General features: G+C 67.2%; 16 protein-coding genes. 13 read left to right on the top strand and 3 right to left on the bottom strand.

The window, feature by feature from the left end; all coding sequences use genetic code 11:
• Position 1 precedes the first annotated feature (1 nt).
• Positions 2-1,087 carry an iron-sulfur cluster carrier protein ApbC gene (apbC, locus tag B3E91_RS12485; protein WP_287029729.1) on the bottom strand — a complete coding sequence of 362 codons (1,086 nt, stop codon included), beginning with the start codon at positions 1,085-1,087 and terminating at the stop codon, positions 2-4.
• Between the two features lie 160 nt (positions 1,088-1,247).
• On the opposite strand from apbC, the gene metG reads away from it, so the two are divergent.
• The 10 genes from metG to B3E91_RS12535 all read left to right on the top strand — a co-directional run bounded on the left by metG (position 1,248) and on the right by B3E91_RS12535 (position 9,238).
• The gene (gene metG, locus B3E91_RS12490; protein ID WP_287029730.1) at positions 1,248-3,290 is read left to right on the top strand and encodes a methionine--tRNA ligase; all 2,043 of its coding nucleotides are present in this window, start codon (positions 1,248-1,250) and stop codon (positions 3,288-3,290) included.
• Positions 3,291-3,498: 208 nt separating this feature from the next.
• A complete protein-coding gene (locus B3E91_RS12495; protein ID WP_287029731.1) occupies positions 3,499-4,011 on the top strand; it encodes an Rnf-Nqr domain containing protein in 513 nt (170 codons plus the stop codon).
• Positions 4,008-5,372 carry an RnfABCDGE type electron transport complex subunit B gene (locus B3E91_RS12500; protein ID WP_287029732.1) on the top strand — a complete coding sequence of 455 codons (1,365 nt, stop codon included), beginning with the start codon at positions 4,008-4,010 and terminating at the stop codon, positions 5,370-5,372. The genes B3E91_RS12495 and B3E91_RS12500 overlap by 4 nt, the downstream gene beginning before the upstream one ends.
• Positions 5,359-6,366 (top strand): RnfABCDGE type electron transport complex subunit D, encoded by a 1,008-nt coding sequence (locus tag B3E91_RS12505; RefSeq protein WP_287029735.1) that lies wholly within the window; start codon positions 5,359-5,361, stop codon positions 6,364-6,366. Before B3E91_RS12500 ends, B3E91_RS12505 begins: the two co-directional genes overlap by 14 nt.
• A gap of 51 nt (positions 6,367-6,417) precedes the next feature.
• A complete protein-coding gene (locus tag B3E91_RS12510) occupies positions 6,418-6,588 on the top strand; it encodes a YhfG family protein (RefSeq protein ID WP_273232756.1) in 171 nt (56 codons plus the stop codon).
• A gap of 2 nt (positions 6,589-6,590) precedes the next feature.
• Entirely contained in the window at positions 6,591-7,187 is a 597-nt protein-coding gene (locus B3E91_RS12515) for a putative adenosine monophosphate-protein transferase Fic (RefSeq protein WP_287029745.1), read from the top strand.
• Positions 7,184-7,750, top strand: coding sequence for an RnfABCDGE type electron transport complex subunit G (locus tag B3E91_RS12520; RefSeq protein WP_287029737.1), 567 nt, complete (start codon positions 7,184-7,186; stop codon positions 7,748-7,750). Before B3E91_RS12515 ends, B3E91_RS12520 begins: the two co-directional genes overlap by 4 nt.
• Positions 7,751-7,755: 5 nt before the next feature.
• Positions 7,756-8,310 carry an Rnf-Nqr domain containing protein gene (locus B3E91_RS12525; protein ID WP_287029739.1) on the top strand — a complete coding sequence of 185 codons (555 nt, stop codon included), beginning with the start codon at positions 7,756-7,758 and terminating at the stop codon, positions 8,308-8,310.
• Positions 8,307-8,945 carry an endonuclease III gene (nth, locus tag B3E91_RS12530; RefSeq protein ID WP_287029741.1) on the top strand — a complete coding sequence of 213 codons (639 nt, stop codon included), beginning with the start codon at positions 8,307-8,309 and terminating at the stop codon, positions 8,943-8,945. The genes B3E91_RS12525 and nth overlap by 4 nt, the downstream gene beginning before the upstream one ends.
• 107 nt (positions 8,946-9,052) lie before the next feature.
• On the top strand, positions 9,053-9,238 hold the full coding sequence (locus B3E91_RS12535; protein WP_090228334.1) for a PA3496 family putative envelope integrity protein: 186 nt from the start codon (positions 9,053-9,055) through the stop codon (positions 9,236-9,238).
• A gap of 163 nt (positions 9,239-9,401) precedes the next feature.
• On the opposite strand, the gene B3E91_RS12540 is transcribed toward B3E91_RS12535, so the two are convergent.
• The gene (locus B3E91_RS12540; RefSeq protein WP_287029742.1) at positions 9,402-10,001 is read right to left on the bottom strand and encodes an FMN-dependent NADH-azoreductase; all 600 of its coding nucleotides are present in this window, start codon (positions 9,999-10,001) and stop codon (positions 9,402-9,404) included.
• A 139-nt stretch (positions 10,002-10,140) separates the two neighbouring features.
• Positions 10,141-10,455: a 3-phosphoglycerate kinase gene (locus tag B3E91_RS12545; RefSeq protein ID WP_273232764.1), complete on the bottom strand. Its 315-nt coding sequence runs from the start codon at positions 10,453-10,455 to the stop codon at positions 10,141-10,143.
• A gap of 48 nt (positions 10,456-10,503) precedes the next feature.
• Between B3E91_RS12545 and B3E91_RS12550 the strand changes: the two genes are divergently transcribed.
• From B3E91_RS12550 to B3E91_RS12560, 3 genes are all read left to right on the top strand, one after another.
• Entirely contained in the window at positions 10,504-11,430 is a 927-nt protein-coding gene (locus B3E91_RS12550) for a LysR family transcriptional regulator (RefSeq protein ID WP_273232765.1), read from the top strand.
• Positions 11,431-11,574: 144 nt separating this feature from the next.
• A complete protein-coding gene (locus B3E91_RS12555; RefSeq protein WP_090228345.1) occupies positions 11,575-12,129 on the top strand; it encodes a peptidylprolyl isomerase in 555 nt (184 codons plus the stop codon).
• Between the two features lie 108 nt (positions 12,130-12,237).
• Positions 12,238-13,766: ABC transporter ATP-binding protein (locus B3E91_RS12560; protein WP_287029743.1), on the top strand; the 1,529-nt coding region annotated here is incomplete at its 3' end.

Consider the following 13,766-nt stretch of genomic DNA (forward strand, 5'->3'; position numbering starts at 1 on the left):
ATCAATCGTCGCTGATGACGATGTTGGGCATCGCCGTCTGCCCGGTCAGCGCGATGCGCGCGCCGACGCAGCGGGCGACGTGCTGGTAGAGCATGGCGATCTGGCTTTCCGGGTCGGCCACGGTGGTCGGCTTGCCGCCATCTGATTGCAGGCGGATCGCCATGGACAGCGGCATCGAGGCGAGCAGTTCGACGTCGTACTGCGCGGCGAGTTTCTCGCCGCCACCTTCGCCGAACAGGTGCTCGGCGTGCCCGCAGTTGGAGCAGATGTGCACGGCCATGTTCTCCACCACGCCGAGCACCGGGATGTTGACCTTGCGGAACATCTCCACGCCCTTGCGCGCATCCAGCAGGGCCAGGTCCTGCGGCGTGGTGACGATCACCGCGCCGGCCACCGGCACCTTCTGCGCCAGGGTCAGGTGGATGTCGCCGGTACCCGGCGGCATGTCGATCACCAGGTAGTCGAGGTTGTCCCAGGCGCTCTGGGTGATCAGCTGGATCAGCGCGCCGGACACCATCGGCCCGCGCCACACCACCGGCGTGTCGTCGTCGGTGAGGAAGGCCATCGACATCACCTGCACGCCGTGCGCCTCGATGGGCACGAAGAACTTCTGCTCGCGGATCTTCGGCCGCGTGCCTTCGGCGATGCCGAACATGATGCCCTGGCTGGGGCCGTAGATATCCGCATCGAGAATGCCCACCCGCGCGCCTTCGCGGGCCAGCGCCAGCGCCAGGTTGGCGGCGGTGGTCGACTTGCCGACGCCGCCTTTGCCGGAGGCCACGGCGATGATGTTCTTCACGTTGGCCAGCGCCGGAACCTGCTCCTGCGCCTTGTGCGATTCGATCACGCAATCCACCTGGACCTGCGCGCTGTCGACGCCGTCGAGGTTCTCCAGGGCCATCTGCAGGGTCTGCGCCCAGCCGCTCCTGAACAGGCCGGCGGCGTAGCCCAGTTGCAGGCGCACGCGGACCTTGCCGCCCTGGATGTCGACCTCGCGCAGGCAGCCGGTGCTGACCGGGTCCTGGTCGAGATGGGGATCGGTGAACTGGCGCAGCGTGGCTTCCACCTGGGCGCGGGTAACGGTCATGACGAACTCCGGGAAAAGGCTGAGCGAAACAGGCGGCTATCGTAGCAGCCCGAAGCGACCGCGGGCGCCGGGGATGCAGTCCGCCCCGTGCGGATGAAAAAAAACCGCCGCGCCTATATAGTTGCCGACTTCCCTCGATTACCCCGTGCAGCCGATCAACATGTCCGAAGCCCGCCAGATCCTCGTCACCAGCGCCCTGCCCTACGCCAACGGCTCGATCCATCTCGGCCACATGGTGGAGTACATCCAGACCGACATCTGGGTGCGCTTCCAGAAGATGAGCGGCAACCAGTGCATCTACGTCTGCGCCTCCGACGCCCACGGCTCGGCGATCATGCTGCGTGCGGACAAGGAAGGCATCAGCCCCGAGCAGTTGATCGAGAACGTGCGCCGGGAACACAGCACCGACTTCGCCGACTTCGGCGTGGCCTTCGACAACTTCCATTCGACCCATTCGGAAGAGAACCGCGTGCTCTCCGAGTCGATCTACCTGAAGCTGCGCGACGCCGGGCACATCGCCACGCGCTCGGTGACCCAGTATTTCGACCCGGAAAAAGGCATGTTCCTGGCCGACCGCTTCATCAAGGGCACCTGCCCGAAATGCGCCAGCCCCGACCAGTACGGCGACAACTGCGAGAAATGCGGCGCCACCTACGCGCCCACCGAACTCAAGGACCCGCGCTCGGCGATTTCCGGCGCGGTGCCGGTGCTCAAGGACTCCAAGCACTTCTTCTTCAAGCTGCCGGACTTCGACGCGATGCTCAAAGGCTGGACCCGCAGCGGCGCGCTGCAGGAGTCGGTGGCCAACAAGATCGCCGAATGGCTGGACGCCGGCCTGCAGGAATGGGACATCTCCCGCGACGCGCCCTACTTCGGCTTCGAGATTCCCGATGAGCCGGGCAAGTTCTTCTACGTCTGGCTGGATGCGCCGATCGGCTACATGGCCAGCTTCAAGAACCTCTGCGAGCGCACCCCGGAGCTGGACTTCGACGCCTTCTGGAACAAGGATTCGAGCGCCGAGGTGTACCACTTCATCGGCAAGGACATCGTCAACTTCCACGCGCTGTTCTGGCCGGCGATGCTCGAAGGCGCCGGCTACCGCAAGCCGAGCGCGCTCAGCGTGCACGGTTTCCTCACCGTGGACGGGCAGAAGATGTCGAAGTCGCGCGGCACCTTCATCAAGGCGCGCACCTACCTGGACCACCTGAACCCGGAATACCTGCGCTACTACTTCGCGAGCAAACTCAGCCGCGGCGTGGACGACCTCGACCTGAACCTCGAGGACTTCGTGCAGAAGGTCAACTCGGACCTGGTCGGCAAGGTGGTCAACATCGCCAGCCGCTGCGCCGGTTTCATCCACAAGGGCAACGCCGGCCTGCTGGTGCAGGGCGATGCCGCGCCGGAACTGACCGAGGCCTTCCGCGCCGCCGCGCCGAGCATCGCCGAAGCCTATGAAACCCGCGACTTTGCCCGCGCCATGCGCGAAATCATGGCGCTGGCCGACCGCGCCAACGCCTGGATCGCCGACAAGGCGCCCTGGGCGCTGGCCAAGCAGGACGGCAAGCAGGCCGAGGTGCAGGAAATCTGCGCGCTGGGCGTCAACCTGTTCCGCCAGTTGGTGATCTTCCTCAAGCCGGTGTTGCCGTCCCTGGCCGCCGCCGCCGAGCAGTTCCTCAACGTCGCGCCGCTGCGCTGGGACGACCACCGCAACCTCCTGGCCAACCACCAGTTGAACGCCTTCACCCCGCTGCTAACGCGCATCGAGCCGGCGAAGATCGAAGCCATGATCGCCTCCTCGAAGGAAGACCTGGCCGCCGCCGAAGCGCCTGCCGCGACGACGGGCAACGGTGAACTGGTAAAAGACCCGCTGGCCGCCGAGATCGCCTTCGACGCCTTCGCCGCCGTCGACCTGCGTATCGCGCTGATCGAGAAATGCGAGCTCGTCGAAGGCGCCGACAAGCTGCTGCGCCTGACCCTGGACATCGGCGACGCCAAGCGCAACGTGTTCTCCGGGATCAAGAGCGCCTACCCGGACCCAAGCAAGCTGGAAGGTCGCCTGACCCTGTACGTCGCCAACCTGGCCGCGCGCAAGATGAAGTTCGGCGTCTCCGAAGGCATGGTCCTGGCGGCCGGCCCCGGCGGCGAGGAGATCTACCTGCTCAGCCCGGACAGCGGCGCCAAGCCGGGCCAGCGGGTGAAGTGACGCGCGAAGCCGCCTGAGTCCGGTCGACGCTTCGGGGGGGATGACGACGCCTTCATCGACACCGCCTGGTGGATCGGTGAAGCGCGATCCACCCTACCATTCCCGGTACTTCCGTAGGGTGGGTTAGGCGCGCAAATACGCGCAGCCGAGAATTCACGATCTCGGTGGGGCGCGCCGTAACCCACCGCTCCACCGCCCGAAAAAACCGATGCCTATGCTCGCTCTGCTGCCCACCCTGCTCTGCACCGCCCTGGTCGACCTGCTGTCGCGCAGCGACAGGGCGCCGGCGCTCGGCCCGGCGACGGCGTTGCTGGTGGTCCTCGCCACGCCACTCGGCTGGGCGCTGGCGCATCTGCCGGAAGGACTGCAACACCTTCGCCTCATGGCGTTGCTGGCCGCGCTGCTGCCACTCGCCCTGCTCGCGCTGAAGCTCATCGCCAGGCGCTACCCAACGGGGCCGGGCCTCCTGCCTGCGCTGCTGGCCAACGGCGCGGCCATCGCCAGCGTGCTGATGTTCGACGCGGCGCAGCGCGAATGGCTGCCGAGCCTGGGCCTCGGCGTGCTCGCCGGCCTGGGCTTCTGGCTGATCCTGCGCCTGCTCGGCGACCTGCTGGCGCGGGCGGAAAACGCCAATGTAACGGCGCCGCTGCGGGGCGCGCCGCTGGCGCTGATCGGCGCCGGGTTGATGGGCCTGGTGCTGCTCGGGGTGGTCGGGCGATGAGCAACGCGCTGCGGATAAAGGCGATCGACGCCCTGCTGCCACAGACCCAGTGCGGCAAGTGCGGCCATCCCGGCTGCAAGCCCTACGCCGAAGGCATCGCCGCCGGCGAGGCGATCAACAAATGCCCGCCGGGCGGCCAGGCCACCGTCGAGGCGCTGGCCGAGCTGCTGCAGCGCCCGACCCTGCCGCTGGCGGAAACCCCGGTGCCGGCGCAGATCGCCTTCATCCGCGAAGCCGAATGCATCGGCTGCACCAAGTGCATTCAGGCCTGCCCGCTGGATGCCATCAGCGGCGCGGCCAAGCTGATGCACACGGTGATCGCCGCCGAATGCAGCGGCTGCGAACTCTGCGTCGCGCCCTGTCCGGTGGACTGCATCGACATCCTGCCGCTGGCCGATGCCGCCGCGCAGGCCCAGCGCGCCCGCGCCGACCAGTTCCGCCGGCGCTTCGAGGCACGCAATGCACGCCTGGCCCGCGACGACGCCCGTCGCCAGGCCGAACGCCAGGCGCGGGCACGGCCGCCCGCCGCCTCCAACGACGCGCCGGTGCAATCGGCCATCGAACGGGTTCGCGCGCAACAGGCGGCGGCAGCACCGGCGAACGACCGACAGAAGCGCCTGAAGATCGAGGCGAGCATGGCCCGCGTCGCCCTGGGCAAAGCCGAAAAGCAGCTCGCCGCGCGCGGCACGCCGGAATTGCAGGCACAGGTCGCCGAATTGCGCGCCGCCGCCGAAGCCGCACAGGCTGCGCTGGTGGCTGCCGAAGCGCCGCCTGGCGCCTCGGCGGCCGGCGTCGGCGACGACCGCGAAGCCCTGCTGAAGAAAGCCAAGATCGCCGCCGCGATGAGCCGCGCCCAACTGAGCAAGGCGCAGAGAGCCTTCGGCGCGGCGCCGACCGCCGGGCAACAGGCGCAACTGGCCGAGCTGCAGGCTGCCGCCAGTCAGGCGCAGGCGCATCTGGACGCCTGCCAGGGGACGACCGAGGCGTCCCTCACGCCCGGCGAACAGGCGCTCAAGCAGGCGAAGATCGCCTACCGCAGCGCCCGCGACGCCGTGCGTGAGGCCGAGGACAAGAACGCAGCGGAGCACCTTCGCCAGGCGTTGCTGGTCTCCCTGAGCGCCGCCGAGCAGGCCCTCCACGCCGCCGAAGCCGCCTGCGGGAAACCGGCGCCGGAACTGCTGCGCACGGAGAAACGCCCCATCGATCCGGCGTTGCGCGCGTTGAAGACCGAGCTGGCCTACGCCCGCGCCGAGGTCAGCAAACTGCAACGTCGCATGCCGCTGGACAAGGCGGCGCTGGAGCGGGCCCGCACTCGCCTGGCGGAGGCCGAGCGCCAGGTCGACGCGCATGCCGGTGACTGATCCGCTCGACGCAACGCTGCGGGGGCCGGCGGCCTTCGACGTGGCGCGCAGCATGCGCCTGGTGGTGCTGGCTTGCCTGCCCGGCGCGCTGACGCTGCTCTGGCTCTTCGGCTGGAGCGTGCTGCTGCAGCTGTCGATCGCCACAGCCAGCGCGCTGGCCTGCGAAGCGCTGGTCCGCCGCCTGCGCCACCAGCCTCCGCCGCGCGCCGAGGATGCGCTGTTCGGCATCGCCCCGCTGGCCGAAGGCGGCGCGCTGGTCACGGCGGTGCTGCTCGGCCTGGCGCTGCCGGCGTCGGCACCCTGGTGGCTGACGGCAAGCGCCAGCGCCTTCGCCATCCTCTTCGGCAAATCGCTGTGGGGCGGCTTCGGCCACAACCCGCTGAACCCGGCGATGCTCGGCTACGCCTTCGCCCTCGTCGCCTTCCCGGCACCGATGAGCCAGTGGCCGCAGCCGGGCGACTGGAACGGGATGTCGCTGCTGCAGGTGTTCGGCGCCACGCCGGCGGACGGCTGGAGCGGCGCCACCCTGCTCGACACCCTCAAGCACAACGACCGCCTGACCCAGGCCGAGCTTTTCGCCACGCATCCCGCATTCGGCGGCATCGGCGGACGAGGCGCTGAAGTGCCGAACCTGGCGTTCCTGCTCGGCGGGCTGCTGCTCGTGCAGCGTCGGGTGATCGCCTGGCGGGTGCCGGCCGGCGTGCTCGGTGCGCTGTTCGTCATCGCCCTGCTGTGCTGGAACGGCACCGGCTCGGATTCCAACGGCTCGCCACTGCTGCACCTGTTCAGCGGGGCGAGCATGCTCGGCGCCTTCTTCATCGCCACCGAGCCGGTCTCGGGTGCGCGCAGCCCGCGTGGCCAATGGGCGTTCGGCATCGGCGTCGGCCTGCTCACCTACGCCCTGCGCACCTGGGGCAACTCCCCGGACGGCATGGCCTTCGCCGTACTGGCGATGAACCTGGCGGTGCCGATGCTGGATCGCAGGCGACCTTGACCGTCTGTTTCGCTATAATTTGCCTCTGATGTCGCTGCCAAGGTCACGTCCATGAAAGCCCCGAGCCTGCGAGCCAAGAAGACTTACTGCGCCAAGACCCGGCAATCCAACTATGCCGCCAGCCTTCGCCTGGAAGGCTATGACACCAGCCCGGCCGACGGCGAACGCGCGCTGCCCACGCGTGAAGCGGTTTTGAACACCTATCGGCAGTCGCAGGCCTGACCCTGGACAAATACGGGGTCGGACAAGACCCGTACTGCTATCCAGGCTCACATACGCTGCGCAACCGCTTAGACATCCATGATGACCAGGTGCTGGCCGGGCTGGAGCAGCAACTCTCCGCCATCGCCGCCAACGAAATCGACTTCGAACTCCCGCCTTACGACCTCGCCTATCTGCAGCGCATCCATCGGCAGCTGTTCGCCGACCTCTACACATGGGCGGGCGAGTTGCGCAGTGTCGACATCTCCAAGATAGGCACCCACTTCTGCAATGTGCTCCGTATCGAGCCCGAGGCAGAGAAACTGTTTCGCACACTGGAAGCAGCCCACTGGTTCGAAGGGCTCGAACGGGGCCGACTGATCACCTCGGTAGCAGAGCTGTTTGGCGACCTGAACGTCGTGCACCCTTTTCGCGAAGGCAACGGGCGGGCTCAGCGCATTCTCTTCGAACACATCATCGTCAATGCCGGCTACCAGATAAGCTGGTGGCACGTGGAGGAGCTCGAATGGCTGCAGGCCAATATCGACGCGGTGGTATGCGATTACCAGGCGCTGATTGACGTATTCGAGCGCTGTATCGGGCAGCGCATCGCGCCATGAGCGCCCGTCGCTGGTTGCCGGCGCTGGCCGTTGCGCTGCTTGGCGTAACGCTCACCAGCGCACTGCACGGCACGCTGGCGGCCCGCACAGAGGCCGAACGGCAGGCGTCCGAAGAGCGCCAGCTGCTCGACCTGTTGCCTGCGCACAGCCATGACAACGCGCCACTGCGGCAGCCGCTGACCCTGCCCGGCCAGGCCGCGCCCGCCTACCGCGCGACCCTCGCCGGGCACGTGACCGCCGTGTTGCTGACGCTCGACGCCCAGGGCTACGAAGGCCCCATCCGCCTGCTGGTGGCAATCGACCCGGACGGTCGGCTGATCGGCAGCAAGGTGCTGGCGCAGCGGGAAACCCCCGGCCTCGGCGACGCCGTGGCGCGGCCGGAGTGGCTCGCGCAGTTCGCCGGGAAAACGCTGGCGCAGCGCTGGCGTTGGCGGCACGACGGCGGCGACTTCGACCAGATGAGCGGCGCCACCCTCAGCTCGCGCCCGGTATTGCTCGGCGTGCAGCAGGCGCTGCAGGTGTTCGCCGCGAACCGCGAGCGTCTGCTGGAGCCGGGGCCATGAGGCGGGTGCTGTTCGCCCTGCTGCCACTGGTGGGTGCAGCGGATTCGCTGGTGAAAGGCGTCGGCATCGCCGCGCAGGGCCTGCTGGCGATCGGCGCATTCGTCCTGCTGCTGCCGCTGCTGCGCCGCCACGCGCAAGGCTCCGCGTACTGGCTGGCCGCGCTGCTGATGGCGGCCGGCCTCTGCAGCATCGCGGAACTGCTTGGCGGGGCGTTCTTCCATGACCTGCAGAACTCCCTGCAACCCTGGACCGCGCTGCTCGCGCTGCCCTGCCTGCTGCTCGCCGCGCAGACAGAGGACGCCGCCGGCGACGGTCTGCGCGGGGTCCTCGCCTTCGCCGCCGCGGCGCTGGCGCTCGGCGGGCTGCGCGAGATCCTCGGCTCCGGTACCTTGCTGGCGGACGCCGACTGGCTGTTCGGCCCGCTCGCGGCCGAGTGGGTGCTGCACGTCACGTCCAGGCCGGCGACGCTCTTTGCGGCGGCGCCCGGTGGCCTTATCCTGCTCGGCCTCATGCTGGCGCTGCGCCGCCGGCTTCGTCCGCCACACCGCGAAAGAACATGAACGCCGCCAAACGCCTGGAAATCTTCCGTCGCCTGCACGAGGACAACCCCAACCCCGTCACCGAGCTGGCCTACAGCTCGCCGTTCGAGCTGCTCATCGCGGTGATCCTTTCCGCGCAGGCCACCGACGTTGGGGTGAACAAGGCCACCGCCAGGCTCTTTCCAGTGGCCAATACGCCGCAAGCCATCTACGCGCTGGGCGTCGCCGGGCTGTCCGAGTACATCAAGACCATCGGCCTGTACAACGCCAAGGCGAAGAACGTCATCGAGACCTGCCGCCTGCTGGTGGAGAAGCACGGCGGCCAGGTGCCGGAGAATCGCGAGGATCTGGAGGCGCTGCCCGGCGTCGGCCGCAAGACCGCCAACGTGGTGCTCAACACCGCGTTCCGCCAGCCGACCATGGCGGTGGACACGCACATCTTCCGTGTCGCCAACCGCACCCACATCGCGCCGGGCAAGAACGTGCTGGAGGTGGAACGCAAGCTGGTCAAGTTCGTGCCCCGGGACTACCTGCTGGACGCCCACCACTGGCTGATCCTGCACGGCCGATACGTGTGCAGGGCGCGCAAACCGCAGTGCGGCAGTTGCCGGATCGAAGACCTCTGCGAGTACAAGCACAAGACCTCGGACGATTGAGGCGTTTAGGCAAAACCTCGCATGTCGATTGAAAAAATCTTTTTTACCCGCCCAGTCTTTGCCGCTATAAGGTGCGCCAATAGCACCCTCAGCCTGGAGCGACAGGTATGACCGACAAAGCCGAAATCGAACTCGAAGATGATCTCGCGGTGGAAGACGCCGACGGCGACGACGATACCGCGACCCCGGTGGAGGTCGCCAAGACCAACCTGACCAAGCGCCGCATCATCGACAACTACCTGGAAGAACGTCGCCTGCAGCGGCAGCTGTCGGACTACGATTTCGACCTGTAGACCACCCCTGGCAAACGAAACCGCCCGCTGGCCACAGCGCGCGGTTTTTTTTCGTCCGGGAAAAACCCGGCTTTTGCTTCGGGCATAAAAAAACCGGCCAGGGGAATGGCCGGTCAAGATGCCCGGGAGCCAACCAGGGCAAGGAGCGGGGGAGCGACAGCGATCAGGCCACCAGGGCCAGCTTCGCCTTGGCCTGGGTCACGGCTTTTTCCAGCGAGTCGGCGCCCAGGTTGAGACCTTCGGCGTGGATGAACTCGACGTCGTGGATGCCGATGAAACCCAGGACCTGGCGCAGATAGGGCTCCTGGTGATCCAGGCTGCCGCCGGCGTAGATGCCGCCCCGGGCGGTGAGGACGAAGGCGCGCTTGCCGGTCAGCAGGCCTTGCGGGCCGGTTTCGGTGTACTTGAAGGTGACGCCGGCGCGCAGCACGTGGTCCAGCCAGGACTTCAGGGTGCTCGGGATGGCGAAGTTGTACATCGGCGCGGCGAGCACCAGGACGTCGGCGGCGAGCAGTTCCTCGGTGAGCAGGTTGGAGCGCACCAGGGCGTTCTTCTCCTGGTCGCTGTGCTGGTCGGCCGGTTTCATCCAGCCACCCAGCAGGTTGGCGTCCAGGTGCGGCACCTGCTCGACGGCAAGGTCGCGCACGCTAATTTCGTCGGACGGATGCGCCGCTTTCCACTGGGCGATGAACGCCTGGGTGAGCTGACGGGAAACCGAGCCTTCCTGGCGGGCGCTGCTTTCGATGACCAGTACACGTGACATGAGTTTTTCTCCATCGGGAATGTGTGTTCGATGGAGCGAGATTAAGTATCTATATCTCGATTAAAAAGCGAAAAAAATCACTTCAAATTATCTACTAAATCGATTTAACTTGAGTTATCACCAACGACGGCGCGGGCCGTCAGATGCCGCAGGTCATCTGGATGCGCAGGCGGATGATGCTGCGGGCGAACTTCGCCGTGAGGTTCACCGTCTTGCCCGGTTCGATGCTGGCCTTGCGGGTGCGGGGAGCCTCGGGGCCGTTGCGGAACACCAGCGTGCAGGTGGCCTCGGTGGCGCCCCTGTTGGTCAGGCTGATGGCGCCCATGTTGTAGTCGATGTCCTGAGTGCTGTAGGTGATTTCCGCGCCGTTGAGCTGCTTTTCGACTTCGATCGGATAGGCAGCCAGGCAGGAAAGCGGCATCAGCGCCGCCAGCGCGAAGAGCATTGTTTTCATTGTTGGTCTCCATCGGGGGCCGCCAGCTTAGGATAAGAGGAGCCGAGGATGAAAGCGCCCCGCGTCACACTGGATCAATGGCGAACCCTGCAGGCGGTGGTCGACCATGGCGGTTTCGCCCAGGCGGCCGAGATCCTGCACCGCTCGCAATCGTCGGTGAGCTACACCGTCGCCCGCATGCAGGAACAACTGGGCGTGCCGCTGTTGCGCATCGACGGCCGCCGCGCGGTGCTCACCGAGGCCGGGGGCGTGCTCCTGCGCCGCTCGCGGCAACTGGTCAAACAGGCCAGCCAGCTCGAAGACCTGGCTCATCACATGGAACAGGGCTGGGAAGCCGAGGTCCGCCTGGTGGTGGATGCCGCCTACCCCACGGCGCGCCTGGTGCGTGCCCTCACCGCTTTCATGCCGCAGAGCCGCGGCTGTCGCGTGCGGCTGCGCGAGGAGGTGCTCTCGGGGGTCGAGGAAGTGCTGCTCGAAGGCGTCGCCGACCTGGCCATCAGCGGGCTGATCATTCCCGGTTTCCTCGGCGCCGAGCTGAGCACGGTGGAATTCGTCGCCGTCGCCAGCCCGGACCACGCACTGCACAAGCTGCATCGGCAGGTGAACTTCCAGGACCTGGAAGCGCAGATGCAGGTGGTCACCCGCGACTCCGGCCGGCAGCAGCCACGCGACGTCGGCTGGCTCGGCGCCGAGCAGCGCTGGACCGTCGGCAGCCTGGCCACCGCCGCCACCTTCGTCAGCAACGGCCTGGGCTTCGCCTGGCTGCCGCGCCACATGATCGAGCGCGAACTGCGTGACGGCCAGCTCAAGGCGCTGCCGCTGGACCAGGGCGGCAGCCGCAGCCCGCTGTTCTACCTCTATTCGAACAAGGACAAACCGCTGGGCCCGGCGACGCAGATCCTCATCGAACTGATCAAGACCTTCGACGCCGCGCCGCTTGACGCTGCCTTCGCCGCGCCGCAATCGACCAACTAACCGCGCGGCGTGGAACGACCCTGGCGGACGCCGGTCCGAAGGTTCGAGCACGTCAGCGGGACCCTCGACGTTGTACGATGCGTGCCAGCGGCCCGGCGCCCACCGGCGCGACCGCCACGCCCTGCCCAACAAGGACCTCGCAAAATGCTGAAAAAACTCGCCCTGGCCGCCTGTGCCCTGCTCTTCGCCCACAGCCTCCTGGCCGCGGAAAATCCCCGTGTGCAGTTGCTCACCAGCGCTGGTGAAATCGTCATCGAGCTGCAGCCGGACGATGCGCCGATCAGCGTGAAGAACTTCCTCGACTACGTCGACAGCGGCTTCTACACCGATACCATCTTCCACCGCGTGATCCCCGGTTTCATGATCCAGGGCGGCGGCTTCGACGCGAAGATGAACGAGAAGCCCACCCGCGACCCGATCAAGAACGAGGCCGACAACGGCCTGCGCAATGTCCGTGGCACCCTGGCCATGGCGCGTACCCAGGCGGTCGATTCCGCCACCAGCCAGTTCTTCATCAACCAGAAGGACAATGCGATGCTCGACCATGGCGCGCGCGATTTCGGCTATGCGGTGTTCGGCCGCGTGGTGCGCGGCATGGAAGTCGTCGACGCGATCGTCCAGGCACCGACCACCAGCCGCGGCATGTTCGACGACGTGCCCGCCAAGCCGATCGTCATCCTCTCCGCCAAGCGCCTGTGACGCGGCCACGGCCTACCCGCGCCCGCGGGTAAGGCTGCGGCCGGACGCGTCCGGTCGTGCTTCTGGGTCGTGGTGCGCGCGCCACGGCCCGCCAGATAAGGACGCCCCATGCTGTTCCGCCGCTTTGAGAACCTGATCGACGCCTTCCAGGACGCTCCGAAAAACCCACCGCCCGACGGCATCCTGCGCTTCTACTTCTATTACATTCGCCAGGTCTGGCCGGTCTTCGCCGTGCTGATCGTGGTCGGCCTGGTCGTCGCCCTGATCGACGTCGCGCTGTTCAGCTTCCTCGGCCGCCTGGTGGATCTGGCGCAGGCGACGCCCAGCTCCGAGTTCTTCCGCCAGCACGGTCCCGAGCTGCTGTGGATGGCCGTGGTGGCGGTGATCCTGCGGCCGCTGTTCAACGCCCTGCACGATCTGCTGGTGCACCAGACGCTGGCGCCGAGCATGACCAACATGATCCGCTGGCAGAACCACCGCCACGTGCTGCGCCAGAGCCTGAACTTCTTCCAGAGCGATTTCTCCGGGCGCATCGCCCAGCGCATCATGCAGACCGGCCCGGCCCTGCGCGATTCGGCGGTACAGGTGGTGGACGCGCTCTGGCATGTGGTGATCTACGCCGGCAGCGCGCTGTTCCTGTTCGCCGAGGCGGACTGGCGGCTGGTCATCCCGCTGGCCCTGTGGATCGTCTGCTACATCGCCGCGCTGCGTTACTTCGTACCGCGCATCAAGCGCAGCGCCACCGCGGCCTCGGCGGCACGCTCGAAACTGATGGGCCGGGTGGTCGATGGCTACACCAACATCGCCACCCTCAAGCTGTTCGCCCATACCCAGGACGAGGAGCGCTACGCGCGCACCGCGATGGGCGAGGTGATCGAGCGTTTCCGCCAGCAGTCGCGCAGGGTCAGCGCCATGGACATCTGCATCATCAGCATGAACGGCGTGCTGATCGCCGGCACCACCGGACTCGCCCTGTGGCTGTGGAGCAACGGGCAGATCAGCGTCGGCGCCATCGCCCTGGCCACGGCGCTGGTCATCCGCATCAACAACATGGCCGGCTGGATCATGTGGGTGGTCAACGGCATCTTCGAGAACATCGGCATCGTCCAGGACGGCATGCACACCGTGGTGCAACCAATCACCCTGACCGACCGCGACGATGCGCGCGCGCTGACCGTGGAACACGGCCAGGTGCGCTTCGAGGACATCCACTTCCACTACGGAAAGCGCAGCGGAATCATCGCCGGGCTCGACCTGGAAGTCCGCGCCGGCGAGAAGATCGGCCTGGTCGGGCCGTCCGGCGCGGGCAAGTCGACCCTGGTCAACCTGCTCCTGCGCCTGTACGACCTGCAGAGCGGGCGCATCCTCATCGACGGGCAGGACATCGCCACGCTGAGCCAGGAAAGCCTGCGCGCCAACATCGGCGTGGTCACCCAGGACACCTCGCTGCTGCACCGTTCGATCCGCGACAACCTGCTCTACGGCCGCCCCGGCGCCAGCGACGAGGAACTTTGGGAAGCGATTCGCAAGGCCCGCGCCGACGAGTTCATCCCCCAGCTTTCCGATGCCGAAGGTCGCACCGGGCTCGACGCCCACGTCGGCGAGCGCGGCGTGAAGCTCTCCGGCGGCCAGCGCCA

Source organism: Pseudomonas sp. UBA6310, assembly GCF_002438225.1.
Classification (GTDB): Bacteria; Pseudomonadota; Gammaproteobacteria; order Pseudomonadales; family Pseudomonadaceae; genus Pseudomonas_O; species Pseudomonas_O kuykendallii.

What these genes read in the sequence shown, in the direction of transcription:
- apbC (WP_287029729.1), bottom strand. Translation starts at nt 1,087, where the DNA reads ATGACCGTTACCCGCGCCCAGGTGGAAGCCACGCTGCGCCAGTTCACC.
- metG (WP_287029730.1), top strand. Translation starts at nt 1,248, where the DNA reads ATGTCCGAAGCCCGCCAGATCCTCGTCACCAGCGCCCTGCCCTACGCC.
- B3E91_RS12495 (WP_287029731.1), top strand. Translation starts at nt 3,499, where the DNA reads ATGCCTATGCTCGCTCTGCTGCCCACCCTGCTCTGCACCGCCCTGGTC.
- B3E91_RS12500 (WP_287029732.1), top strand. Translation starts at nt 4,008, where the DNA reads ATGAGCAACGCGCTGCGGATAAAGGCGATCGACGCCCTGCTGCCACAG.
- B3E91_RS12505 (WP_287029735.1), top strand. Translation starts at nt 5,359, where the DNA reads ATGCCGGTGACTGATCCGCTCGACGCAACGCTGCGGGGGCCGGCGGCC.
- B3E91_RS12510 (WP_273232756.1), top strand. Translation starts at nt 6,418, where the DNA reads ATGAAAGCCCCGAGCCTGCGAGCCAAGAAGACTTACTGCGCCAAGACC.
- B3E91_RS12520 (WP_287029737.1), top strand. Translation starts at nt 7,184, where the DNA reads ATGAGCGCCCGTCGCTGGTTGCCGGCGCTGGCCGTTGCGCTGCTTGGC.
- nth (WP_287029741.1), top strand. Translation starts at nt 8,307, where the DNA reads ATGAACGCCGCCAAACGCCTGGAAATCTTCCGTCGCCTGCACGAGGAC.
- B3E91_RS12535 (WP_090228334.1), top strand. Translation starts at nt 9,053, where the DNA reads ATGACCGACAAAGCCGAAATCGAACTCGAAGATGATCTCGCGGTGGAA.
- B3E91_RS12540 (WP_287029742.1), bottom strand. Translation starts at nt 10,001, where the DNA reads ATGTCACGTGTACTGGTCATCGAAAGCAGCGCCCGCCAGGAAGGCTCG.
- B3E91_RS12545 (WP_273232764.1), bottom strand. Translation starts at nt 10,455, where the DNA reads ATGAAAACAATGCTCTTCGCGCTGGCGGCGCTGATGCCGCTTTCCTGC.
- B3E91_RS12550 (WP_273232765.1), top strand. Translation starts at nt 10,504, where the DNA reads ATGAAAGCGCCCCGCGTCACACTGGATCAATGGCGAACCCTGCAGGCG.
- B3E91_RS12555 (WP_090228345.1), top strand. Translation starts at nt 11,575, where the DNA reads ATGCTGAAAAAACTCGCCCTGGCCGCCTGTGCCCTGCTCTTCGCCCAC.